Here is a 23,700-nt window from a genome sequence, read left to right on the forward strand (position 1 = left end):
GTCGCCACGAGAGAGGCCGGCCGGCGTCCCTCCACGCCGACCGGCCTTCGTCGCCCCCTGCTCCCCCTGCCCCGCCGGTCGCGCGGCGGACGCCTCAGCGCGCCGACGCCGTGAAGTCCAGGTCGGCGTCGGCGACCGCGACGACGGTCCACGTCCGGCCGTCCGACGACGACAGCTCGTAGGTCGGCAGCAGCACCGCGGCACCGTCCGGCAGCGTCGTGAGCGCGAGGCCCAGACGTGCCGACTCGATCGTCACGTCCTCGACCGGCCACGCGAGCGGCCCGAACTCCGGGGTCGCCGGGACCGTCGGCGCGTCCTGCGGCGCGGGCGCGATCTCGGCCCCGTCCGCACGCGCGACGTCGTCGACCGCGAGCGGCATGATCCCGCCCGAGGCCCCGAACCGCGGGTCGCCCAGGCGCTCGACCGCGGCGCGCGGGCTCACGACGTCGTAGTCACCGAGCTCGACGAGCGGCGCCAGCGACCCCCACAGCGACTGCACGCCGTCGCCCACGAGGGACACGTTCCACGCCAGGCCCGACCGCTGACCGTCGACCACCTGGTACGCCGTGACCTGCGTGACCACCGGCGAGCCCGCGTCCGCCACGACCTCGAGCTCGTACGCGTCCGGGTCGACGCCCAGCGCGCGGAGCAGGTCGGACGCCTTCGCCCGTGCCGCGTCACCGGTCGGGGCGGCGGGCTGGTCGGGGTCCTGGCAGTCCGGCCCGAGGCCCGGGTCGACCTGCGCCGCACCGGCCGACGACGACGTGCCCGCGCCGTCGGCCGTGCTGCCGCCGTCGAGCGTCTCCGGGGCCGACGCGACGCACGACCACGGGTCCTTCGACGGGTCGTAGTACGAGACGCTGCCGGTCCCGTCCGGGGACATCGACACGCTCGGACCGGTGCCGTCCGTCGAGCCGACGGTCCACGCGCCGTACTCCTCGCGCGGCTCACCCGTCACACCCAGCGCCGCCGCGACGCGCACGAGCGTCTCCCGCGAGAACACCGAGGCCGCGTCGAACGCCCACGCCGTGCCGGTGCCCGCCTCGTCCGACAGGCCGCTGCCCGCCGTGAACACGGTCCTGCCGCCGTACCAGGCGAGCTTCGACGTCGCCGCCGACTCGTCGGCCGCACCCGCCGACGCCATGTCGCGGGCGGCCGACGGCTGCTCGAGCGACATCGCGGGCGCCGCCGCGAGGTCCGCCGACGAGCCGCCGTCGCCCTGCGCCGCGACACCGGCCGCGAACCCGCCGCCGCCGACGACCGCGACACCCGCGACGGCCGCGGCCACCGCCAGCCAGCGCGTCCGGGACCGCCGGGCTCGCGCGGCCCCGAGCTCGTCGGGCACGGACACGACGTCGACGGTCTCCTCCGCAGTCCCACCCGACGCGTCCCCCACCGACGCGGCGACGGCGGCACGGATGCGGGCCGTGTCGGGCTCGACGCCCGCCGCCGGGTCCGCCGCGCGGAGGCGGGCGAACGCGACGTCGTCGCCGCTCACGTCGGGCCGCGGGCCATGGGTCGAAGCCCCGGCGGGCGGGGTGGACGACGTGGCCGACGACGGCTCGTCGGCGGGGACCGCCGGCTCGTCGGCCGGGGTGCTCGGGTGCTTCTCGTCGGACACGGTCTCTCCTGGGGCGCGTCGGGAACCTGCTCTGCCCTGCTTGTGTGCCGACCCGCCCGCCGCTTGCACCGGCCGTCCGCGGCTCACCCGCGGCGCGCGGCTCGCCCGGCGGGGGCGCGCGGACCTCGCCCGCACGGGTCAGAGGGTGGTCCGGTCGGTGCAGGGTCAGGCGTCGGCGGCGTCGAGCGCGTCCCACGCCTCCCGGAGGCGGGCGCGCGCGCGGCTCAGCGCCGCGTCCGCACCGCCGCGGGAGATGCCGAGCACGTCGGCGAGCGCCTGCCCGGCCAGCCCCTCCCACGCGTTCAGCAGCAGGATCTGCCGGTCGCGCGGCGCCAAGGCGCTCAGGACCGTGCGGACCTGCTCGTCCCGCACCGCGACGACGGCCGGGTCGGTGAGGTCCAGGGTGTCGGGCACGTCCTGCACGGGGACGGGCCGGGCCTTGCGGACGTGGTTCGCCAGCACGAAACCGGCGGTCCGGTACAGCCACGGCAGCTCGGCGCCGCGCGGCACGTCCGCCCGTCGCCGCCACGCCACGGTGAGGACGTCGGCGGTCAGGTCCTCGGCGTCCTGCCGCCCGACGCGTCGCACGACGAACCGGTGCACCGCCGTCGCGTGCGCGCGCACGACGCCGTCGAACCAGACGCGGTCAGCGGGGTCGACCGGCCCGGCCGGTCGATCGGCGTCGCGGTCGTGGTCCGTCGCCGGGCTGTCGGCCTCGGCCGCGCTCCCGTGGCCGGCCGCGCGGGCAGGACCGGCGCCGCTCACGGGGTCGTCGCCCGAGCGCGAGTCGTCGTCGCGCGGCACGGCGCCGCCCGCCGGCGGGTCGTCGGCGGTCACGTCGTCGACCGGTCGGCTCGGCGTCGGCGTCGGCACGGTGCTCCCGGGGGTCGTCGGAGGGTCCTCACCTGCTCTCTGTGCCAGGACCCGGCGATCTTGCACACCGCCGACGACGACTTCCGGGCGGAGCTACGCGACGGCGACCGCGACCGCCGCCCGGCGCGCCTCGTCGAGCGCGCCCGCGAGCGACCGCCGGGCGGCCACGGCGTCGAGCCGCACCAGCCCGGTGCGCCCGGACCGGCCGAACTCGTCGACGAGCTCCGCGAGCAGGTCGCGCTCGACGAGCGGCTCGTCGACCTCGAGGACGGTGCCGTCGGCGTCGTGGACGACGTACGTCACGTGCGGGACGAAGCCCTGCGCGGGTGCCACCCGGAACCACGTGCCCTCGACCACGACCGGTGCGGGCATCGTGCGGCCCGCGACCCGGATGCCGCGCAGCGCGGCGCGCACCGTGGCGGCGTCGTCGGCGTCGAGGCCCTCGCACGCGTCGAGCTCGTCGAGGTCGACCAGCACGACGCACGCCGCGCCGGGCTCCTCGGCGCCGGGGTGCCAGGCGCCGTCGAGCTCGAGGGTGAGGAAGCCGTCGTGCACCGCGAACGCCGAGCGGACCGCGTCGAGACGCGCCGCCACGTCGAGGCCGCGCAGCGGGTTGCGGCGCGAGTCGCACACCGACCCGCACGAGCAGGAGATCGTCACCATGCGCACCAGGGTGCCTCCGACCACCGACATCCGCGCGGACGACCGGCGGCGCGGCGCGGATCCCCGCCGCGACGGGTCCGACGTCGTCGGGTCGTCAGAGCCCGTCGGCGACGATCGCCGTCGCGCGCAGCCACGCGTCGCGCGTCGACGGGTTGAGCGCCTCGTAGTCGATGGGGCCGCCGGACACGAGCGCCTTGTCGTGCGGCACCTCGACGACCGCGCGGGTCAGCGCGCCGAAGTGGCCACGCAGCCGCGTGCGCAGGTCCTTGTCGACCTTCGGCGACGGTGCGGACAGGATCGTCACGGCCTTGCGGACGGCCTCCTCGTGGCCCTTGGCACGCAGGGCGTCGAGCGCCCACGCGGCCGACTGCGCGGTGTCCTCGCGGATCGTCGAGACGACGACGATCTGGTCGGCCGCGTCGACGGACGCCTGCCAGTTGGAGGCACGCATGTTGTTGCCCGTGTCGATGACGAGCACGCGGTAGAAGCGCGAGAGCACCTGGTGCAGCGCGACGAACGAGGCGGCGTCGACGGACGACAGCGACGCCGAGCTCTCGTCGGACGCGAGCACGTCGAACTGCTCGGCCGCCTGCGTGCGCACGAACCCGTCGAGGTCGCCGATCCGGACGGTCGCGCGCCCGCCGAGCCGTGGCAGGGCGTTGAGCAGGTCGACCGCGGTGCGCTGGTGCTCGGTGTGCGCGGACCGCCAGCCGAGCGTGCCGCGCGTCTCGTTGTTGTCCCACGCGAGCGTGTAACCGCCGCGCTGGATGCCGAACGTCGCGGCGAGCAGCATCGTCGCGGTCGTCTTGTGCGCGCCGCCCTTGGGGTTGACGACGACGATCGTCTTGGGCCCGTCGAACGTGCGGCGCACGGACGCGGACTGGGACCGACGGTTGCGCTCGGCCCGGCCCGGTCCGGGCGACACCAGGCCGAACGTCGCGCGCCGGACGCCGCCGCGCCAGCCGTGCTCCGCCGGACCGTCGGACGCGGGGTGCCGGGCGGCGAGCAGGTCGTCGAGCGTGGGCAGCGACGTCGCGTTCGACGCCGTCTCACGGGTCGCCGCCGCACCGCCGCGCGAGGCGGCGGACCGGCTCGTGGCGCCGGACGAGGTCGCGGTGCCGGGCGAGGTCGGGTCGGACGGCGCGGTCTCGGTGACCGCCCCGGTCGGCGCGAGCGGCTCGGGGGGCGTGGCCGTCGTCGTCGGCGGGTCGACGGTCACGGCGCCCTCGGCAGGGGTGGGCGGCGGACCGACCGGCGGCGTGATCGCGGTCGAGGTGAGGTCGGCGGCGGCGACCCCCTCGGGAGGCGTGGGCGTGCCTGCCTCGTCGACCAGGCCGTCCGGGTGGATCAGCAGCGACCACACCCCGTCGGGGTCGCGCACCTGCACGGGCAGCGGCGACCCGACCGAGCCGGCCAGGACCGCGATGCGCTGCGTGATCGCCGCGCCCGCCTCCTGGAGGTTCGCGGTCTGCACCTGCTCGACGACCCCGTCGACGGAGATCTCGCCCGTGCCGTCCTCGCGCACCTCGGCGCGGATCTCCGGCAGGCGCGTGGCGGCCGGTGCCTGTCCCTCGGTGTCGGTCATCAGTCGCCCTTCGCTGGCTGGTCGCACGTCCCAGAAACTACGCGCACCGGGCGTACCCCGCATCGCCGAGCCGCAGGCCAGACCCGGTGCCGACGTCCCGAGGGGCGGTCAGTCGGCGATGTCGAGCTCGAACCAGACCGTCTTGCCGGGGTGACCGTCGGCCCGCGCGGTGGTCCCCCACGACTCCGCGAGCGCCTCGACGAGCGCCAGACCGCGGCCGCTCGGAGCCGTCGGCTCGGGGTGCGACACGGTGGGGTGGCCGCCGCCGTCGTCGGTCACGCCGACCCGCACGGTGCGCTGCCCGACGCTCACGTGCACGTGCACGAGACCCTCGGACGGCCCGTGCAGCACCGCGTTCGACACGAGCTCGCCCGTCAGCAGCTCGACCACCTGGTTGACCGCACCGGTCACGCCGGCGTCGGCCACGGTCCGCATGACCCAGTGCCGCGCGGCTCGCGGCGCGGAGCGCTCGGCGCGCACGACGACCTCGTCGTCCACCCGCCACTCCCGCCGGAGGCTCGCGGCGCTCCTCAGGTCTCGCACGTCACCCACCCGTCAAGGGTGCCCGAACGTCCGCCGTCGCGCCGGGCGGACGCCGACGCGTCCGGGTGACGTGCACATGACCTGCACAACGACGCTGGTCAGGAGCGGTGCTCGACGAGGCCCACGAGGTTGCCGTCGGGGTCGCGGACGAACGCCTGCCACTCGTCGGTGCCGGCCGGCCCGAGGGTGCCGTCGTCGTGCCGGAAGATGACGTGGGGCTCGCCCTCGACGGGGACGCCCGCGGCCCGGAGCCGCTCGACGGTGGCCGCCACGTCGTCGACGCGCAGGTACAGCAGCGCCGAGGGCGCCCCGGTGTCGAGCAGCAGGCGGACGCCGTCGAGGTCGAAGAACAGCAGGCCGGGCGGGTCGAACCGTGCGGTCGGTCCGCGCCCGAGCAGGTCGGTGTAGAAGGCCGCGGCGCGGTCGAGGTCCGTGGCGCGCTGCGCCACCTGCACGAGGCTCATGGGCCCATGCTCCCGCGCGCCGCGCGCACTGGACAGACCCCGACGTCGCCGCTGGTCACGCGGCGTCTGAGGTACCTCAGACGCGCCTCACCCCGATCCGGTCGCCAGGACCCGTCGACCGACCGATCCGGACCGGGGGGCCTCACGAGCATCGTCAAGGTCGTCGGAGAAGGCATCGCGAGGAGGAGGACACCATGACCGAGCTCTGGGGACCGGCGCTCGACGCCGAGCTCGCGTTCCGCCGCGAGCAGCTCGTGCAGGCCGCGCGTCCGCGGGAGGCGGCGCGCGGCACGACCCGTCCCGTGGTCGCCGACCGGCGCACCGCCCGCCCCGGCCACCGCCGGGGGGAAGCGGTGCGTGGGTGGCTGCTGCGAGGATCGGGGGCGTGGCACGTGGCCCGATGAGCACACCGTTCGTCGCCCGCGCGGCGCAGGTCTCCGAGCTGACGGAGGGCCTGCGCCGCGCGGCTGCGGGCGACCCCGCAGCCGTCCTGCTGGCGGCCGACGCCGGGGTCGGCAAGTCGCGGCTGCTGCGGCACGTCGCCGACCTGGCCGCGGCCGACGGCGCGCGCGTCGTGCTGGCGCACTGCGTCGACCTCGGCGAGATGGGTCTGCCGTACCTGCCGTTCACCGAGGCGCTGGTCCAGCTGCGCGAGCTCGACCCGGAGGCCGTCGACGCGGTCGTGGCGCAGCGACCGGCGCTGCGCCGGCTGCTGCCCGGCGCCGAGGTCGTCGACGGCCCTGCGGACGACGCCTCCGGTCGCCTGCAGCTGTTCGACGGCGTCGTGGAGGTGCTCGCCGCCGTCGGGTCGGCCGAGCACCCGCTGCTCCTCGTCCTCGAGGACCTGCACTGGGCGGACGCGTCGTCGCGCGACGTGCTGCGGTTCGCGGTGTCCCGGCTGCGCGACCAGCACGTGCTGATCGTCGGCTCGTACCGGACGGACGACCTGCACCGCCGCCACCCCTGGCGCCCCGTCGCGGCGGAGCTCGTGCGGCACCCGCGGGTGTCCCGGCTCGACCTGCCGCCGTTCGACGAGGACGAGCTGCGCGAGTTCGCCGCCGCGGTCGCGGGCGGCCCGCTGCCGGACGCGACGCTGCGCAGCGTGCTCGACCGCTCGGAGGGCAACGCGTACTTCGCGGAGGAGCTCGTGGAGGCGGGCGCGGACGGCGACACGCTGCCGTGGTCGCTCGCCGACGTCCTGCGCACGCGTCTGGAGGTGCTGGACCCCGCCGTGCAGCACCTCGCCCGCGTCGCGGCGGCCGCGGGCCGGCGCGTCACGGAGCCGCTGCTGCGCGCTGCGGTCGCGGCGAACGGCCACCCCGACCTCGCGCCGCCGGGCGCGCTCGACGCCGCGCTGCGGGAGGCGGTCGCGCACCACGTGCTGGTCGGCGACGGCTGGCACATCGCGTTCCGGCACGCGCTGCTCGCCGAGGCCGTGTACGCGGACCTGCTGCCGGGCGAGCAGTCCGCGCTGCACCGCGCCTACCTGCGCGCGCTGCACGACGACCCGTCGCTCGGGACGGCGTCGCAGCTCGCCTGGCACGCGCTGCGCGCGCCCGACCTGCCGACCGCGCTCACGGCGTCGCGCGAGGCAGCCCGGCAGGCGCACGACCTGCTCGCGCCCGTCGAGGAGCTGCGCCACCTCGAGGTCGTGCTGCGCCTGTGGCAGGCGGTGCCGGAGACGACCGCGACGCTCGACGACGACCACGTCGCGGTGCTCGACGCGGCCGCGACGGCCGCCGGCAAGGCCGGACAGCTCGACCGCGCCATCCAGCTGACGCGCGCGGCGGTCGACGAGGCCGCGGGTGACCCGACCCGGCAGGCCGCGCTGCGCACGTGCCTCGCGCGTCACCTCACGAGCGCCGAGCGAGGCCGCGAGGCGATGGGCGTCGCGCGGCTGGCGGTCGAGCGGCTGCCGGAGCCGTCCGCGCAGCGCGCGTGGGCGCTCGCGACGTACGCGCGCGCGGCGCTCAACTGCGACGAGGACGACGAGGCGGAGCAGGCCGCCGGCGAGGCGGTCGCCGTCGCGCGGGACGCCGGCGCGGTCGACGCGGAGGCGGACGCGCTCACGACGCTCGCCGTGCTCGTGGTGGACGACAAGGACCGCGCCGCCGGGCTGCTCGCGGACGCGCTCGTGCTCGCTCGCCGGTCGGGCGACCTGTCGACCGAGCTGCGGACCATGTACAACCTCGCGAACAACCGCTACTACGCGGGCGACGTCGCGCGCGCGACGGAGATCGGCGACGAGGCAGTCGAGCGCGCCCGGTCGTCGGGGATGCTGTGGAGCACGTACGCGATCGAGATGCTCATGCTCGGGCACCTGTTCCGGTTCGTGCAGGGCGACCTGTCGCCGGGGCCGGTGCGGACCGACATCCCCGAGCCGCTGGCGCCGACCGAGCGGCTCATGACGCTCTACGCGGCGGTCGCGCGCGGTGACGACGACGCGGTCGAGCGCGGACGGGCCCTGGAGGCGCACTGGTCGCGCGACGGGATCGTCGCGCTCGTCGGCGGCGGCTGCACGGTCGACGCCCTCACGTGGCGGGGCGAGCTCGACGAGGCGGTCGACCTCGCGCTGCGCGTCATCGAGCACCTCGGCCGGGAGTGGAGCGACTACTTCCTCGGCGGCATCTGGCTGTCCGCGCTCGCGCTGTCGGCGCTTGCCGACGCCGCCGCGCAGGAGCGCCTGCTCGGGCGCGACGTGACCGCGCGCGTCGCGCTCGGCGACCGGCTGCTCGACCGCGCCCGCACGACGGCCGACCGCGGCCGCCCGCGCGGTGGCGTGCTGGGGCCCGAGGGGCGCGCGTGGCTGCTGCGCGCGCACGCGGAGCACGGCCGGCTGGTCGGCACGAACGACCCGCAGACGTGGCGCGCGACGCTCGAGGAGTTCGGGTACGGCCACCGCTACGAGACGGCGCGCACGCGCTGGCGGCTCGCGGAGGCGCTGCTCGAGCACGGCGACCGCGACGCGGCACGTGACGAGGCGGCCACCGCGCTCGCCGAGGCGGACGCGATGGGCGCGGTCCCGTTGGCGACCGCCGTGCGTGGGCTCGCGCGGCGCGGGCGGCTCGACCTGCCGGGCGTCCGGGTCGCGGGCGCCGACGTCCTGACCGCGCGCGAGGTCGAGGTGCTCGGGCTCGTCGCGCAGGGCCTGTCGAACCGGCAGATCGGCGAGAAGCTCTTCATCTCCGGCAAGACGGTGTCGGTGCACATCTCGAACCTGCTCGCGAAGCTCGGGGTGTCCGGGCGCGCCGAGGCCGTGTCGGTCGCGCACCAGCGAGGGCTCATCGGTTCCGACGTGTGACGGGACGCTACGGTCGGTCCTCGTGATCGTGTGGCTCAACGGCACCCACGGCGTCGGCAAGACGACGACCGCCGCACTCGTGCAGCAGCTCCTGCCGGACTCCCACGTGCTCGACGCGGAGAAGGTCGGCGAGACCCTCATGGACGTCTCGCCTGGCCTCCCCGCGACGGACAACTTCCAGCACTGGGACCCGTGGCGCCCGCTCGTCGTGGACACCGCCCGACGCGTGCTGGACTACACGGGCGGGACGCTCGTGATGCCGATGACGGTCCTGGTCGAGGCCTACTGGCGCGAGATCGCCGACGGGCTCGCGGAGCACGGCATCCCGGTCCGGCACGTCGTGCTGCACGCCGATCGCGAGACGCTGCTCGCGCGCATCGCGGGTGAGCACGCCGTGCCGTCGCCGTTCCGCCTGCAGTACGTCGACGCCTACGCGGAGGCCGCCCGCACCTGGCTGCACGCCGCGGCGGAGGTCGTCGACACGACGCACCTCACCCCGGCGCAGGCCGCCCGGCAGGTGGTGGACGGTCGGGGGGTGCCGGCACCGGGCGACGCGCCCGCGTCGGCGGCGACCGCCTGAGACCTCCCCGTCGCGCGGTCGCGGTCCGGCGACGCGCCGACCTGCACGGGCGCGTGTCGGGGGGCGGCCCTACCGTGGGGCGCATGTCACCGTCGAAGACGCCCGCGGTCGAGCTCGACGTGCGCGGCCGCACGGTCCGCGTGAGCAGCCCCGACAAGGTGTACTTCCCCGAGCGGGGCCTGACGAAGCTCGACGTCGTGCAGTACTTCGTGTCCGTGGGCGACGGGATCCTCGGCGCGCTGCTCGACCGCCCGACGACGCTCGAGCGCTGGCCGAAGGGCGTGTTCGAGGGGGCCAAGCTCGCGACCCGCATGGACTCGACGGGAGACGCGTTCTACCAGAAGCGCGTCCCGCAGGGTGCCCCGGACTACGTGCGGACCGCCCGCATCGCGTTCCCGAGCGGCCGGACCGCCGACGAGGTCGCCCCGAGCGAGCTCGCGGTCGTCGCGTGGGCCGCGAACCTCGGGACGCTCACGTTCCACCCCTGGCCGGTGCTCGGCGACGACGTCGACTCCCCCGACCAGATCCGCATCGACCTCGACCCGCAGCCCGGCACCGACTTCTCCGACGCCGCGCGCGTCGCACCGCACGTGCGCGAGCTCCTCGCCGAGCACGGCATGGAGGGCACGCCCAAGACGTCCGGCGGGCGCGGCATCCACGTCTTCGTGCCGATCGAGCCGCGCTGGTCGTTCACCGATGCACGCCGCGCGACCATCGCGTTCGGCCGCGAGCTCGAACGCCGCATGCCCGAGCAGGTCACGATGAAGTGGTGGAAGGAGGAGCGCGGCCAGAAGATCTTCGTCGACTACAACCAGATGGCCCGCGACCGCACGATCGCCTCCGCCTACTCGATCCGCACGAACCCGCGCGCGACCGTGTCCGCACCGCTGCGCTGGGACGAGGTCGGCGACGTGCACCCCGACGACTTCGACGTCACGACGATGCCCGCGCGGTTCGCCGAGGTCGGCGACCTGTTCGCGCCGCTCGTCGCCCGGGCCGCCCCGCGCTGGTCGATCGAGTCGCTGCTCGAGCTCGCCGACAAGCAGGAGCGCGACGAGGGCCACGGAGACCTCCCCTACCCGCCCGAGTACCCGAAGATGCCCGGTGAGCCGAAGCGGGTCCAGCCCAGCCGCGACCGTGACAGGCCCCGCTGACGACTCCGGGGCCAGGCGGCCCGACGCGGGCACGGGACCTGGCGGCGGCGCGGGCGCGTCGACGGTCGTCGAGTACCGGTCGGCACGCGGGCGGTGGGTGCTCGTCGCGACGGTGCTCGGGTCGGCGATCGCGTTCATCGACGCGACCGTCGTCACGATCGCCCTGCCGCGCATCGCGGACGAGCTCGACGCGACGACCGCCGACCTGCAGTGGACCGTCAACGGCTATGCGTTGACGCTCGCGGCGTTCCTGCTGCTCGGAGGCTCGTTGGGCGACCGGTTCGGGCGGCGGCGGGTGTTCCTCGTCGGCGTCGTCTGGTTCGCGGTCGCGTCGCTCGCGTGCGCGCTCGCGCCGACCGTCGGGCTGCTCGTCGCGGCCCGCGCGCTACAGGGCGTCGGCGGGGCGCTGCTCACACCCGGCTCGCTCGCGATCATCCAGTCGACGTTCGCGGGCGAGGACCGGGGCCGGGCCATCGGCGCGTGGTCCGGGCTGGGCGGCATCGCGGGTGCGGTCGCACCGTTCCTCGGCGGCTGGATCGTGGAGGTCACGTCGTGGCGGTGGGTGTTCGGCATCAACCTGCCGATCGCGGCGGTCGTCGTGGTCGTCGCGCTGCGGGCCGTCCCCGAGACCCTCGACCCGGGTGCCGTGCGACGGCTCGACGTCGCGGGGACGGCGCTCGCCGCGCTCGGGCTGGCGGCGCTGACGTGGGCCTTCACGGCGTGGACGGAGGACGGCGCCCTGCGCCCCGGGGTCGCTGCGGTGCTCGCCGCCGGCGTGCTGGCGCTCGTCGCCTTCGTCGTCGTCGAGTCCCGCGCGGCCGCGCCCCTCGTGCCGCCGCGCCTGTTCCGCTGGCGCCCGTTCGCCGGCACGAACGCGGCGACGCTCGTCGTGTACGCGGCGCTGTCAGGCGTCTTCTTCTTCCTGGTCGTCACGCTCCAGGTGGTGTCGGGTTACTCGCCGCTCGCCGCGGGGCTCGCCCCGGTGCCGGTCACGCTGCTCCTCCTGCTGCTGTCGTCGACGTCGGGGGCGCTCGGCGTGCGGCTCGGGCCGCGACTGCCGATGACCGTCGGCCCGCTCGTCTGCGCCGTCGCGACCGTGCTGCTCGCCGGGATCGGCCCGTCGGCGCCCTACCTGACGGCGGTCCTGCCGGGCGTCCTGCTGTTCGGCCTCGGCCTCGCGGTCGTCGTCGCACCGCTCACGACGACCGCGCTCGCGTCGGCGCCCGACCGTCTGGCGGGGGTCGCGTCGGGGGTCAACAACGCGGTCGCGCGCGTCGCCGGCCTCCTCGGGATCGCCGTCCTGCCGCTGGTCGCGGGCGTCGGCAGCGCCGGGCTCACCGACCCCGCGACGCTCGTCGACGCGCACCGCGTGGCGATGCTCGTGTGCGCCGGGCTCCTCGCCGCGGGGGGCGTCGTCTCCTGGTGCACGGTGCCGTCGTCCGCCGACGCGGTCCGCCCGCCCGCCGACCGCGACGCCGGCTGACCGGCGCCTCAGCCGCGGTACTCGAAGTGCCAGTACTCAGGGTTCGAGCCGTTCTGCCGCGCCCAGGACGGCACGACCCACCCGTACGACGGCCCGTTCGCGACCAGCCAGTCCCGCTGCGGCGTGCCCCAGCCGTACTCGCACGGCAGCTCGGGGACGTCCATCGCGAGGCCCGTCCCGTGCGACGACGTGCCCGGCACCGCCGCGACCGTGCCGAGGGCCTCGCGCATCGCGACCTGCGTCGCGTAGTCGCGGTAGGTGAGGTCCAGGTCGAGGTCGTGCCCGAACCGCGCACGGAACGCGACGTTGAGGCGCTCGAGCGCGGCCGTCGCGTCATTGCGCAGGTAGTACGGCGTGCCGCGCGGGTCGACGTCCCACGACACCGCGGTGAGCGCCGACGGCGGCAGCTTCCCGTTGGACCCGTCGCCGCCGTCGGTCGCGGGCGACGTGTAGAACGGCGGACCGTTGTACGTGGTCTCGCACGACGGGGGCGCCTTCCCGCCGCCGGGGCCGCTGCCGCTCGCGCTCCCGCCGGACGGCGCCGCCGGACGGGCCGCGCGTGCCGCGGCCGCGTCCTGCGCCTGCTGCCACTGCGTGTGCGCCTGCGCGACGGTCGCGTCCGCGGCCGCGAGGCTCGCCGCGACCCGACGGGCCGTCGCGACGGACGCACCGGGCGCCGCGGAGGCCGCGTCCGCCTCGGCGAGCACCGCCGCGAGCGCCTGGCGGACCGCGTCGTCCTCGACCTTCCCCTCCGTCGCCGCGAGCGTCGACCGGGCCTGCTCGGCGACCGCCGCGAGCGCCGCACCCGCCGCGTCGCGCGTCGTCACCGTGACCGCGCGCCCGACCGCCGCGTCCGACGCGCCCCACAGGCTGACGTCCCCGTCCCACGACCCGACGGCGTCGTCGACACGGACCACCGCCGCCTGCTCGTCGCGCTCGCGCTCCCGCCGGTCGACGTGCGCCCACGCGCCCGCACCGCCGCCGACGAGGACGACGGCGGCCACCGCGGCGGCGACGAGACGGACCTGGATGCTGGCTCCCGGGGACGAGGACGGCGGTACGTGCGCCGTCGTTCGGCGGCCAGGCTAACCACGCCCGCGCGGCCTCGCCCACCGGCCGCGCGTCACCGAGCGCAAGCACGCAGGTCACGCCCGCCATACGGAGGAACCGCCGGCCGCCGTCTCAAGAGCCCGCGCCCGGCCGACGATCCACCCGGTATGAGCGAGGACCGGACGTCCCCCGCGCAGGCCGCGACCATGCCCGGCCTGCGCCCTCTCACGGTCGGCGAGCAGGGCCACCTGGACAGCCTCCGCGCCCACGTCCAGCGCAGCCGCACCGACGTCACGGACGTCGCCGCGGTGTCCCGTCTGGTGCACGAGACGTACACGGGGTGGGCGGACGACGCGCGTGCCACCGTGCCCGAGGGCGTCGTCGCCGCGCTGGGCGTCGTCGTCGGTGACCTCGTCGTCGCGCGCGCACCGGGTGCCCACTGGGTGCTGCGGACCGCCGGCCCCGCGCCGACGCCGTGCGTCGTGTCGCCCGACGGCGAGGCGGCCGTGCTCCCGCTCGACGACATCCGCGCACGGTGGGACATCGGCGTCACACCCGACTGGGCGTCCGGCTACGTCACCGCGGCCGCCGCGCACCTCGCGGTCTCCGGTCTGCACGCGGACGACGCCGCCGACCCCACGCCCGCCTTCGAGGTGCCGCAGCAGCGCACCCCGGCCCCCGCGCCCGCACTCCCCCGCCGCACCGCGCCGCAGCCCGACGCCGACGCGGCGGCCACCGAGCCGTCCAGCGGGTACCGCACGCCGGGCGACCTGCCCGAGCCGCCGTCGCCCGCGACCCAGGACCTCGGGCTGCGGGCGCTCGAGCACGCGCTCGACGCCGTCCTCGGCGGCGAGTGCCCGCTCGTGACGTTCGCGATGACCCACGACGGCGTGCACCGCGTCGTCCAGACGTTCCCCGGCGACTCCCGGGAGTCCGCCGACCGGGCGCGCGCCTGGGTCCGGGCGTCGGGCGCCGTCTCCGCCGTCGTCGCGTGGGAGGACCAGCTGCCGGGCGACGAGCCGGGCACGCACGCCGTCGTCGTCGAGGCGTCGGGCCCCGGCCGGCCGAGCATGGTCGTCGGTCACCGCTACGCCCCCGCGAAGACCGGCGGCGAGGGGCGGGCGCGCGCACCGCGTGCCGTCGGCGAGCCGATGATCGTGGGCCAGGGCGACCCGCTCCTCTGACCCGGCGCGCCGGGCCCGACGGCCGCTCGGCGATCGTCCTCGTCCGGCGCTGGCTGCACCGTCGGCCCCGCTCCGTGCGCGCGACCGGTCGGGTGAGCGGGGCGACAATGAGGGCGACACTCCCGGACCCCGCTGCCAGGATCGCCGACCATGACACGCCAGCACCTCACGAAGACGCTGGTCTCCTGGGCCTCGATCCTCGACGACAAGGCCCGCGACCAGGCCGTCGCCACGTCCACCATGCCGTTCGTCTACCCGCACGTCGCGCTCATGCCCGACGCGCACCTCGGCAAGGGCGCCACCGTCGGCTCGGTGATCCCGACCCTCGGCGCGCTCATCCCCGCGGCCGTCGGCGTCGACATCGGCTGCGGCATGATCGCCGTCCGCACGCAGTGGACGGTCGAGCAGGTCCGCGCCGCCGGGTCCCTCACGCCGCTGCGGCAGCGGATCGAGCGGACCGTCCCGCTGTCGGCGGGTGCCGCGAACCAGCGCCTGACGCCCAGCGCAGAGGCGCGCGTCGCGACGCTCGAGGCCGCCGCGGAGAAGGCGGGCTTCGACCCCGGCGCGTACGCGGGCCGGTGGGCGCTGCAGCTCGGGTCGCTCGGCTCCGGCAACCACTTCATCGAGGTGACCGCCGACGAGACCGGCACCGTCTGGCTGTTCCTCCACTCGGGGTCCCGGGGCGTCGGCAACAAGATCGCGCAGCACCACATCCGCGTCGCCGCCGAGCTGTGCCAGAAGTGGTGGATCCCCCTGCCCGACCGCGACCTCGCCTACCTCGTCGAGGGGACGCCCGAGTTCTGGGCCTACGTGCGTGAGCTGCGGTGGGCGCAGGAGTTCGCGCGGCTCAACCGCGAGGAGATGATGGACCGGGTCGTCGCCGCGATCGCCGAGCACATGGGCGAGGACGTCGCCGAGGCGGAGCGCGTCAACTGCCACCACAACTTCACGGAGCAGGAGACGCACTTCGGCAAGTCCGTGTGGGTGTCCCGCAAGGGCGCCATCCGGGCCCGCGCCGGCGACCCCGGGCTCATCCCCGGGTCGATGGGCACGGCGTCGTACGTCGTCGTCGGCAAGGGCGACCCGCTGTCGCTCTGCTCGTCGCCGCACGGCGCCGGGCGTGAGCACTCCCGGACCGCGGCGCGGAAGCTGTTCACGCGCGACCAGCTCCGCGCGGCCATGGCCGGGATCGAGTACCGCGACACCGACGCGTTCCTCGACGAGATCCCGGCCGCCTACAAGGACATCGACCGGGTCATGGCCGACGCCGCCGACCTCGTCGAGGTCCGGCACGTCCTGCGTCAGCTCGTCAACGTCAAGGGCGACTGACCCGGAGGTGCGGTTCCGTCCCCCACGGCGTCGAACCAGCCCCGCGGGGCACGGGCGGGCCCTACGCTCCTGCTCGTGCCCCGCCGTCGCGCCACCGCGTTCGCCCCCGTGCTCGTGTCCGTGCTCCTCGCGGGCGCGCTCGGCCCCGCTGCTGCCGCGTCCGCGTCGGTGCCCCCCGACGACGTGCTCGCGGTGCAGAGCCAGACCGGCGGGTCGCTCGCCTGGTGGTGGCACGAGCAGGCGACGGCGCAGACGGGTCTCACCATCGGGGCGGGGGCAGCCGGGCGCGACGAGGTGGTGGCCGCACGGACGGACCCCGACCGTCCGGTGGAGCTGCGGATCGTCGCGCCGCCCTCCGCGCCGCGACTGACGCCGGGCCGTTACGCCATCGGTGACGCCGACGTCCCGGGCACGGTGCACGTGGCCCTCACCCGCAGCTACGCGGAGTGCGACCCGGCCGGGACGGTCGACGTGCTGGCGGTCTCCCGTGACGCCGCCGGAGAGCTCACCGGGGCCGCGGTCGACCTTGCGGTGACGAGGTGCGAGGGCGCGGCCGCGGACCTGCACGCGGCGCTGCGGTGGCGCAGCGACGTGCCCTACGCGTTCACCCGCACGGAGGGGTTCGACGCTGGGGACACGCCGGCCGGACGGATGGCGCAGGGGCAGGTCACCGTGACGAACGCCGGGACGGCCGCACAGACGTACGGCGCGACGTTCCTTCCCGACAGGGCCACGACCAATCCAGCGACGCCGGTCGTCACGCGCGACGGGTGCGCCGGGCGGACGCTCGCCGCGGGCGAGCAGTGCACGGTCGACGTCCAGATCCCGTCCGACGGCGTGAGCTCCTTCTACGGCGTCCTGCAGACCCCGGACCAGTCCCCGCTCGGCTACGCGCGGACCCGGATCGGCATGCGCGCCGTGCCCGTGCCGCTGACCCCGAGCATCCGCGCGACGCCCCAGCGCGGCGGCATCGTGGTGTCGCTGCGCGAGCCGTCGACGAGCCCGCGGTTCCGGGTGCTGCGGTCCGCCGACGGCGTGGCCGAGGCCGAGGTCGCGCACGACGTCGCCATGCCGTGGACGGACACCGGCGTCGTCGAGGGCACCACCTACACGTACCGGGCCGTCGCCGTCACCGCGGACCTCGTGACCGCTCCGTCCGCACCGGCGACCGGGCGCGCGCTGCCCGTCCCCGTCGGGGCCGACGGCGAGCTCGTCCCGATCGACCCGGTGCGCGTCCTCGACACCCGGTCCGGCGTCGGCGGACGCAGCGGCCCGCTCGGACCGCGGGGCACGCTCACGTTCGACCCGACCGCCGGCGGGCACGTACCGCGGACCGGCGTCAGCGCGGTCATCCTCAACGTGACGGGCACGGAGGCGACCGAGCCGACCCACGTGCGCGTCTGGCCCGCGGGCGACCCGCTGCCGGGCACCTCCTCGCTCAACCTCGTTCGGGGGCAGACCCGGCCCAACCAGGTGATCGTCCCGCTCGGCGAGGACGGCCGCGTCGCGCTGTACAACGACGCCGGGCGCACGCACCTGATCGTCGACGTCCAGGGCTACTACTCGACGAGCGACGGCGTGGATGGCGCGCTGTACCACCCGATCGCCCCGACGCGGGAGCTCGACACCCGGGTCGACAGGCGCGCGTGGTATCCGGAGCCGGTGTTCTCCGGGGAGACCATCAGGGTCTACGTGGACGTCCCCCAGTGGTGGCCGGAGCGGGAGCTCACGGCCGTCGACGTGAACATCACCGTGACGGAGCCTCAGGCTGCCGGCCACCTCGTCGTGTGGGACGGCACCGGGACGGTGCCCGGCGTGTCCAACGTGAACTTCGCCGCCGGCCAGACGGTCGCGAACCACGCCGTCGTGCCGGTGAGGGACGCACCACGCACGTCGCCCTCGTTCGCGATCCACAACGGCAGCGAGCGATCGGTGCACGTCATCGTCGACGTCCAGGGCTGGTACGACGACGGGACGCTGGCCGACGGGCTGCGCTTCCGCCCGAGCCCGACCGCGCGGGTCGCGGACACACGCACCACGGGCTCGGCGGTGGCCGTCGGCAGCACGCTGCGGCTGTCCGGCGACGACCTGCCGCCGGCCGTCGCGCACGTCGTCAACGTGACGGCGACACGCGCGCCGGGGCCGGGACAGCTCGTCACCTGGTCCGGAGCAGGCACGATCCCGACGACGTCCGCCGTCAACTACGCCCGTGACGAGGACTCCCCGAACATCGCGACGATCGGCGTCGACCCGGACGGCAGGATCGCGCTCACGGCGCAGTCGTCACCGGCGCACGTGGTCGTCGACCACCTGGGCTACTTCTACTGACGGGCGACGCCGGGACGCGCCGCCGTCGCCGTCGCCGCGCGGTGACGGTCGTCAGACCCGGTACCAGCGGGCGCCGTAGCGGCGCGTGACCGAGCGACCGCTGATGTCGGCGAGCTCGTCGAGCCGCGCGAGGACAGCCCACCCGATCTGTCGCGCGGACTGGTCGTCGTCGGCCTCGTACCGCACGGTGACGCGGGCCTCGCCGCGCACGACCTCCACGTCGTGCGCCTCGACCGCCGTCCGGGCCCGCGCCACGGCGACGGCCCCGGGCAGCACGTCGGGGGCCGCGACGCCGGGCCGGAGCGTGCCGACGGCGGCACGGACGCGGTACGACGGCACGGCAGCCCTCCCGGCTGGTCACGACGACGTCCGCCCTCAGGTCGGGCGGACGCCCCAGGGTCGCACGCGCGGGCCGCAGGGACGGCTCCCGAGCGCCCGCACCGTCGAGGCGAGGGGGCGCTCAGGGCGCCGGACCCGTCAGGGCGCGCGGACCGTCAGGGCATCGGGACCGTCCGGGCGCCGGGGCCGTCAGGGCGTCGGCACCTGGACGAGCTGCCACGACCCCGCGCCGACGAGCAGGCCGCGGCCGGGGACGCCCGCACCCAGCGCGGACCGCGGCAGACGCAGCCCGAACAGGTCGCCGTCGTTGGGCGACGACGGCGCGAGCAGCAGGCCGTTGCGCGACTTCTTCATGGTGGCGGCCGGCCCGCGGTAGCCGCTGGACAGCTCGTCGGCCGACCCGGCCGCGACCACCAGACCCGGCCGGTCCCGCAGCGCGCCCAGGTGCGCGACGATCGCGTCCGCGAGGGGTCCGTCGGTGCCGACCAGCTCGAGGTCGTCCACGAGCAGCACCGTCGGGGTGTCCCCGGCGGGCACGAGACCGGCGAGCAGCGCGGTGATGTCGTCCCGCGACGCGTCGAGGTCGAGCGACCCGAGGACGCCGGGGTGGCCGGCGAGGTCGCGCAGCGGACTGCGGCGCGGCGTGACGATCCCGACGGTCCAGCCCCGCTCGAGCGCGGACGTCCCCATCGTCAGCAGCGTGGTGCTGCGCCCGGACCGGCGCGGCCCGACGACGAGGACCCCGGGCCCGTGCTCCTCGGTGTCGAGCCCGAACAGCGTGAGCGAGTCCCCTCCGACGCCGGCCGGCAGCGTCGTGCGGCCGAGCGGGTCGCCGCCGAGCGCGAGCGCCTCGGCGAGCGTCAGGCGCGCGGGCAGCGGGTCGACCCGGAACGGGACGTGCGCGGCGGGCGTCGACGCGGTGCGGCGGTCGGCGGCGTGCCGCGCCGTGGCCTCACGGGCGAGGCGCTGCAGCTCGGCGACCTGGGCGGGACCCGACGCGTCCTCCACCAGCAGGGCGACCTGCAGCTCCTGGCTGCCCTGCGAGCGGAACGCGCGGCCGTCGGGCAGGTTCGCCGGGACCTCGCGCGGGGCCAGCCCGACGGCGCCGTAGTCCCCGACGTCGGACATCGGAAGCATGACGCGGTCCTCGGTGAGCGTCGACACACGGCCCGCGAGCAGCGACCGGTCACCGCTCACGACGACCTTGACGCCCGCGCCCGGCCCCTCCTGGAGGATCTGCGTCCAGAGGTCGACGAGCGCCCCCGCGTCGTAGTCCTCGAACGCCTGGATGAACCCCTCCCACCGGTCGAGCAGGACCAGCACGTACGGCAACCGGTCGTCGGGCGCGACGCCGGCGCGCTGCTCGGCGACGTCGGCGAACGACTGCTCGGCGAGGATCTGCTGGCGGCGCGAGATCTCGGCACGCAGCCGCCGGGTGAGCCGGGCGACGCGGTCGGGCTGGTCGCGCGGCACGACCGCGCCGGTGTGCGGCAGGGCCACGAGCGGGAGCAGCGCGTTGTTCCCGAAGTCGAGGCCGTACAGGTGCACGTCCCGCGGCGACACGCGCTCGGCGACGGCCGCCGCGAGGGCGCGCAGCGCGGTGGACCGGCCGGTGCGCGGGGCACCGACGACGGCCAGGTTGCCGGCGCTCTCCAGGTCGTAGCCGGCGACGTCCCGGCGCTGCTCGGCGGGCAGGTCGACCAGGCCGTACGGCAGGTGCAGCGGTCGCGCGGCGAGCGCGGCGCCGCCCTGCGCGGCCAGGTCGGCGGTCGTCACCGTCGTGGACAGGGCGGGCAGCCACGGCGGAGGAGGCGCGGCGACGTGGGCGAGCTCGGCGGCGCCGCGCACGGCCTCGACGAGCGCCGCCAGGTCCGTGGGCGCGTCGTCGTCGTCCCGCTCGACGCGCGGCGGGACGGCGGGCGGGCGGCCCACGTCAGCCCACGTCAGCGGTGCGAGCGTCACCGTGTCCGCCGGGCCGGACGCGCCCGGCGGGCGCCCCCCGACCCGCGACGACTGGAAGGCGACGAGGCTCGCGTGCCCCAGCCGTGCGTACGCGCGGCCGGGCAGGCTCGGGGGGATCTCGGCGGCGTCGCCCGACTCGATGACGTCCTGGCTGTCGTTCTTGTCGGTGACCCGCAGCGCGATGCGCAGGTTGGTGTTCGACTTGATCTCGGCGCTCACGACGCCCGCGGGACGCTGCGTCGCGAGCAGCAGGTGCACGCCGAGCGACCGGCCCCGGCGCGCGATGTCGACGAGGCCGGTGACGAAGTCGGGCAGCTCCGCGACGAGCGCGGCGAACTCGTCGATGACGATCATGAGCCGCGGCATCGGCGCGTCGTCGGGACCGCGCCCCGCGAGGTAGTCCTCGATGTCCTTCGCGCCCGCGCCGGCGAGCTGGTGCTCACGTCGGCGCAGCTCGGCGGCGAGGCTGTCGAGCGCGCGCCGCGTCAGGTGCTCGTCGAGGTCGGTGACCATCCCGACGGTGTGCGGCAGGTGGTGGCAGTCCTTGAACGCCGCGCCGCCCTTGTAGTCGACGAGCACGAACGTCATCTCGTCCGGGCGGTTCGCCACCGCGAGGGACGCGATGAGCGTCTGCAGCAGCTCCGACTTGCCCGAGCCCGTGGTGCCCGCGACGAGGCCGTGCGGGCCGTCGGCGCGCACGTCGACGGTGAACGGCCCGTCGGTCGTCTCGCCGATCACCGCGCGCGTCGTGCGGCCGCCGCGCGCCCACACCTGCGCGACCGCCTCGGCGCGCGGCGGGTCCAGCTCGAGCACGTCGAGCAGGCGGGACGACGTCACGAGCGTCGCGGTCAGGTCCTCCCCGCCGATGTCGCGGATCGGGGCGAGCGACCGGCCGAGCCGCTCGAACCAGCCGAGCGGGACGACGTCGGCGCGGACGCCGTCGACGGGCTGCCGACCGGCGACCGACACCGTCGTCCGCGGCCCGTCGACCACGACGACCGCCTGGCACTCCTCGGGGAGCTGGCGTTCCTGCTCGTCGATACAGAGGAACATCACGCCGACCGACGGCCCCTCGCGCAGCAGCGTCACGAGTCCCGGGAGCAGCCGGATCCGCCGGGCCCCGTCGAGCACGACGAGGACGGGGGCCCCCACCGGCTCGCTCCGCGTCCCGTGACCGCGTGCGGCCGCCCGGCGACGCTCGACCAGGTCGAGCAGCTCGGCGACCCGGCGGGCGGTCGTCTCCTCGTCGTTGCCGACCGACGCGACAGGGCCCGCGTCCCGGCGGGCGTGCGGCAGCCAGCGCACCCAGCTCCACGCGTCGTCGCCCTGGCCGTCGGTCAGCACGACGACCGAGACGTCGGCGGGCGAGTGCGCGGTCACGACCTGCGCGAGCATCCACGCGGCGACCGCCCGGCGCTCCTCGGCCGGACCTGCGACGCCCGTGACACCGGCACCGGCGAGCGGGACCGCCACGGGCACGTCGGCGGCGCTCCAGTGCCGCTCGCGCTCGTGGTCCTCGCGCGCCGGGTCGTGCAGCGACACCTCGCTCTGCACGTCCGCGGTGCCGATCCGCGCGAGCATCCAGTCGGGGTCGGTCCGTCGCCGCTCCCACAGCCGGGCGCGCGGGCCCGTCGCGAACAGCAGGACCGACGCAGGGTCGGGGAGCTCGCGGCGACGCGCGGCGCTCTCCTCACCGAGGGCGTCGTAGGCCTGCCGCTCGATGCGGGCCGTGCGCTCCGCGTAGGTGCGGACGGCCTCGACGTGCTGCGTGCGACGCGTGCCCCGCGAGGAGACGTAGTTCGACACGGCCATCATGGGCGACAGCACCATGATCACCAGGCCGTACGGCGACTTCGTGAACAGGTACATCGCGACGCCCATGACGAGCGGCAGGACCATCATCGCCAGCGGGAAACGCAGCTTGTCGGGCGTCTTCGGCTCGGCCGGCAGGCGGAAGTCGGTGGGGCGCAGCGGCGGCAGGAGCCGGGGCGGCCGGTTGTAGTCGAGCGTCGCACCCGCGGGCGACGGCGACAGCGACGCGTCGGCGGGCAGCACGTCGGCGGTCTCCAGGACGACGTCGCCCAGGACGAGCGACTCGCCGGGCCGCCAGGGCCGCGGGCCGTCGAGCGCGGTGCGGTCGACGTGCACCAGCGGGCGGTCGAGCTCCGGGTCGACCTCGACGACGCCGTCGAGCCCGCGGCGGGCGTCGGCGAGGCGGCGCGCGTACCGCTTCGACGCCTTGCGCGGCGCCGCGTCCGCGTCGGGGCGGCGCACCACGATCGGTCCGTCGAGCGGACGCCGTCGCGCCGGGGCGGGACGGGTGACGCCGAGGACCGACGGCTCGGGGTGCAGCGTCCGCGACCCGTCGAGCCCGACCTCGAGCACGACCGCGCACGACGGGACGTCCCCGTCGACGGGCACGGACGCCGACGCGCCGGTGCCGATCTCGTGACGTCCCACGCCGAGCCGGTGCACGCGGCCGGCGCCGAAGCCGGACACGATCCGCACCTCGCAGGCGCCGAGCGGCTCGTCCCACGGGTCCCCGGGGTCCGCACCGACGCCCACGACCGCGCCGTGCCGCAGCGGGCAGGTCTCCACCGGCTCGTCGGGGTCGAGCTCACGTCCCCGCCACCACAGCGGGGGTGCGTCCTGACCCCACGGCTGGACCTCGACGACGCCGAGGTGGCCCGAGCCCCGCGGCACCACGCGGGCGTGCACCCCCGACGTGTGCTGCGCGACCGCGCGGGCGATATCCCGCACGCGTGCGCCGGGCGCGCAGTCGAGCACGACGTCGACCGGCTCGGACGCCGCGTCGAGCGCAGCACTGAGGATCAGTCGCACTCCCATGCCCTTCTCGCCGCGGACCTCGCCGCAGACACGTCCGGCCCGCCGCGAGGGGCGGGCCGGACGTGACGTCGATCAGATGCGGTCGCCCTCGCCCGTGGCCGCCGCGATGTTGTTGTGGTTGGTCCGCACGTCGCTCGCCGCGCCGTCGAGCGCCTCCTGGAGACGGTCGAGGTTCGTGCGGTAGTCCTGCCACAGCGCGCGGAAGTCGTCGGCGTACTTGCCGGTCCACTCCGTGGCGTTCAGGCCCTGGTCGACGTGCGACTTGATGTCTGCGGCCTGCTGCGCGTTCTGCTGGAACGTCTTGAACAGCGCCTGGAGAGTGCTGAGCTCGGCACCAACTGCCACGGTGGTTCCTCCTCGGTACGAGCGCCGCCCGGTCGGGCGGCGCGACATG

Annotated in this window: 18 protein-coding genes; 8 read left to right on the top strand and 10 right to left on the bottom strand. The window is 76.2% G+C overall.

Annotation, left to right across the window (positions count from 1 at the left end; translation table 11 throughout):
• Nucleotides 1–94: 94 nt before the first annotated feature.
• The 6 genes from OMK64_RS02045 to OMK64_RS02070 form a co-directional block, all read right to left on the bottom strand.
• A complete protein-coding gene (locus OMK64_RS02045; RefSeq protein ID WP_272726305.1) occupies nt 95–1,621 on the bottom strand; it encodes a hypothetical protein in 1,527 nt (508 codons plus the stop codon).
• 165 nt (nt 1,622–1,786) lie between these two features.
• Nucleotides 1,787–2,494, bottom strand: coding sequence for an RNA polymerase sigma factor (locus OMK64_RS02050; protein ID WP_272726306.1), 708 nt, complete (start codon nt 2,492–2,494; stop codon nt 1,787–1,789).
• 93 nt (nt 2,495–2,587) lie between these two features.
• A complete protein-coding gene (locus OMK64_RS02055) occupies nt 2,588–3,157 on the bottom strand; it encodes a hypothetical protein (protein ID WP_272726307.1) in 570 nt (189 codons plus the stop codon).
• A 94-nt stretch (nt 3,158–3,251) separates the two neighbouring features.
• Nucleotides 3,252–4,742, bottom strand: coding sequence for a MinD/ParA family ATP-binding protein (locus tag OMK64_RS02060; RefSeq protein WP_272726308.1), 1,491 nt, complete (start codon nt 4,740–4,742; stop codon nt 3,252–3,254).
• Between the two features lie 108 nt (nt 4,743–4,850).
• Nucleotides 4,851–5,240: an ATP-binding protein gene (locus OMK64_RS02065; protein WP_272726309.1), complete on the bottom strand. Its 390-nt coding sequence runs from the start codon at nt 5,238–5,240 to the stop codon at nt 4,851–4,853.
• A gap of 143 nt (nt 5,241–5,383) precedes the next feature.
• Nucleotides 5,384–5,749 carry a VOC family protein gene (locus OMK64_RS02070; protein ID WP_272726310.1) on the bottom strand — a complete coding sequence of 122 codons (366 nt, stop codon included), beginning with the start codon at nt 5,747–5,749 and terminating at the stop codon, nt 5,384–5,386.
• A gap of 194 nt (nt 5,750–5,943) precedes the next feature.
• Here OMK64_RS02070 and OMK64_RS02075 point away from each other — a divergent pair, with 194 nt between their 5' ends.
• The 5 genes from OMK64_RS02075 to OMK64_RS02095 all read left to right on the top strand — a co-directional run bounded on the left by OMK64_RS02075 (nt 5,944) and on the right by OMK64_RS02095 (nt 12,267).
• Nucleotides 5,944–6,153 carry a hypothetical protein gene (locus OMK64_RS02075; RefSeq protein WP_272726311.1) on the top strand — a complete coding sequence of 70 codons (210 nt, stop codon included), beginning with the start codon at nt 5,944–5,946 and terminating at the stop codon, nt 6,151–6,153.
• The gene (locus OMK64_RS02080; RefSeq protein WP_272726312.1) at nt 6,150–9,050 is read left to right on the top strand and encodes a helix-turn-helix transcriptional regulator; all 2,901 of its coding nucleotides are present in this window, start codon (nt 6,150–6,152) and stop codon (nt 9,048–9,050) included. The genes OMK64_RS02075 and OMK64_RS02080 overlap by 4 nt, the downstream gene beginning before the upstream one ends.
• A 22-nt stretch (nt 9,051–9,072) precedes the next feature.
• Nucleotides 9,073–9,630, top strand: coding sequence for an AAA family ATPase (locus OMK64_RS02085; RefSeq protein ID WP_272726313.1), 558 nt, complete (start codon nt 9,073–9,075; stop codon nt 9,628–9,630).
• 83 nt (nt 9,631–9,713) lie between these two features.
• Complete coding sequence (ligD, locus tag OMK64_RS02090; protein WP_272726314.1) at nt 9,714–10,784, top strand: non-homologous end-joining DNA ligase; 1,071 nt, start codon at nt 9,714–9,716, stop codon at nt 10,782–10,784.
• The gene (locus OMK64_RS02095) at nt 10,768–12,267 is read left to right on the top strand and encodes an MFS transporter (protein ID WP_308201772.1); all 1,500 of its coding nucleotides are present in this window, start codon (nt 10,768–10,770) and stop codon (nt 12,265–12,267) included. Before ligD ends, OMK64_RS02095 begins: the two co-directional genes overlap by 17 nt.
• Before the next feature lie 8 nt (nt 12,268–12,275).
• Here OMK64_RS02095 and OMK64_RS20820 read toward each other — a convergent pair whose 3' ends face one another.
• Nucleotides 12,276–13,271 carry a M15 family metallopeptidase gene (locus OMK64_RS20820; RefSeq protein WP_272726315.1) on the bottom strand — a complete coding sequence of 332 codons (996 nt, stop codon included), beginning with the start codon at nt 13,269–13,271 and terminating at the stop codon, nt 12,276–12,278.
• Nucleotides 13,272–13,484: 213 nt separating this feature from the next.
• Between OMK64_RS20820 and OMK64_RS02105 the strand changes: the two genes are divergently transcribed.
• From OMK64_RS02105 to OMK64_RS02115, 3 genes are all read left to right on the top strand, one after another.
• Nucleotides 13,485–14,501: a DUF3806 domain-containing protein gene (locus tag OMK64_RS02105; protein WP_272726316.1), complete on the top strand. Its 1,017-nt coding sequence runs from the start codon at nt 13,485–13,487 to the stop codon at nt 14,499–14,501.
• Nucleotides 14,502–14,651: 150 nt separating this feature from the next.
• Nucleotides 14,652–15,830, top strand: a complete 1,179-nt coding sequence (locus tag OMK64_RS02110; RefSeq protein ID WP_272726317.1) for an RtcB family protein — start codon at nt 14,652–14,654, stop codon at nt 15,828–15,830.
• 75 nt (nt 15,831–15,905) lie between these two features.
• Nucleotides 15,906–18,158 (top strand): hypothetical protein, encoded by a 2,253-nt coding sequence (locus OMK64_RS02115; RefSeq protein ID WP_272726318.1) that lies wholly within the window; start codon nt 15,906–15,908, stop codon nt 18,156–18,158.
• 51 nt (nt 18,159–18,209) lie between these two features.
• Here the strand turns inward: OMK64_RS02115 and OMK64_RS02120 are convergent, their stop codons facing one another.
• From OMK64_RS02120 to OMK64_RS02130, 3 genes are all read right to left on the bottom strand, one after another.
• On the bottom strand, nt 18,210–18,497 hold the full coding sequence (locus tag OMK64_RS02120) for a hypothetical protein (RefSeq protein WP_272726319.1): 288 nt from the start codon (nt 18,495–18,497) through the stop codon (nt 18,210–18,212).
• A 189-nt stretch (nt 18,498–18,686) separates the two neighbouring features.
• Entirely contained in the window at nt 18,687–23,306 is a 4,620-nt protein-coding gene (locus tag OMK64_RS02125) for an FtsK/SpoIIIE domain-containing protein (RefSeq protein ID WP_272726320.1), read from the bottom strand.
• Nucleotides 23,307–23,378: 72 nt separating this feature from the next.
• Nucleotides 23,379–23,651 carry a WXG100 family type VII secretion target gene (locus OMK64_RS02130; protein ID WP_272726321.1) on the bottom strand — a complete coding sequence of 91 codons (273 nt, stop codon included), beginning with the start codon at nt 23,649–23,651 and terminating at the stop codon, nt 23,379–23,381.
• Between the last annotated feature and the right edge of the window lie 49 nt (nt 23,652–23,700).

Origin of the sequence: Cellulomonas fimi (assembly GCF_028527925.1) — a bacterium.
GTDB classification, from domain to species: domain Bacteria; phylum Actinomycetota; class Actinomycetes; order Actinomycetales; family Cellulomonadaceae; genus Cellulomonas; species Cellulomonas fimi_C.

Excerpts from the sequence above, each read along its gene's own strand:
- OMK64_RS02055 (WP_272726307.1), bottom strand. The coding sequence starts at position 3,157 with ATGGTGACGATCTCCTGCTCGTGCGGGTCGGTGTGCGACTCGCGCCGC.
- OMK64_RS02060 (WP_272726308.1), bottom strand. The coding sequence starts at position 4,742 with ATGACCGACACCGAGGGACAGGCACCGGCCGCCACGCGCCTGCCGGAG.
- OMK64_RS02070 (WP_272726310.1), bottom strand. The coding sequence starts at position 5,749 with ATGAGCCTCGTGCAGGTGGCGCAGCGCGCCACGGACCTCGACCGCGCC.
- OMK64_RS02075 (WP_272726311.1), top strand. The coding sequence starts at position 5,944 with ATGACCGAGCTCTGGGGACCGGCGCTCGACGCCGAGCTCGCGTTCCGC.
- OMK64_RS02080 (WP_272726312.1), top strand. The coding sequence starts at position 6,150 with ATGAGCACACCGTTCGTCGCCCGCGCGGCGCAGGTCTCCGAGCTGACG.
- ligD (WP_272726314.1), top strand. The coding sequence starts at position 9,714 with ATGTCACCGTCGAAGACGCCCGCGGTCGAGCTCGACGTGCGCGGCCGC.
- OMK64_RS02105 (WP_272726316.1), top strand. The coding sequence starts at position 13,485 with ATGAGCGAGGACCGGACGTCCCCCGCGCAGGCCGCGACCATGCCCGGC.
- OMK64_RS02110 (WP_272726317.1), top strand. The coding sequence starts at position 14,652 with ATGACACGCCAGCACCTCACGAAGACGCTGGTCTCCTGGGCCTCGATC.
- OMK64_RS02125 (WP_272726320.1), bottom strand. The coding sequence starts at position 23,306 with ATGGGAGTGCGACTGATCCTCAGTGCTGCGCTCGACGCGGCGTCCGAG.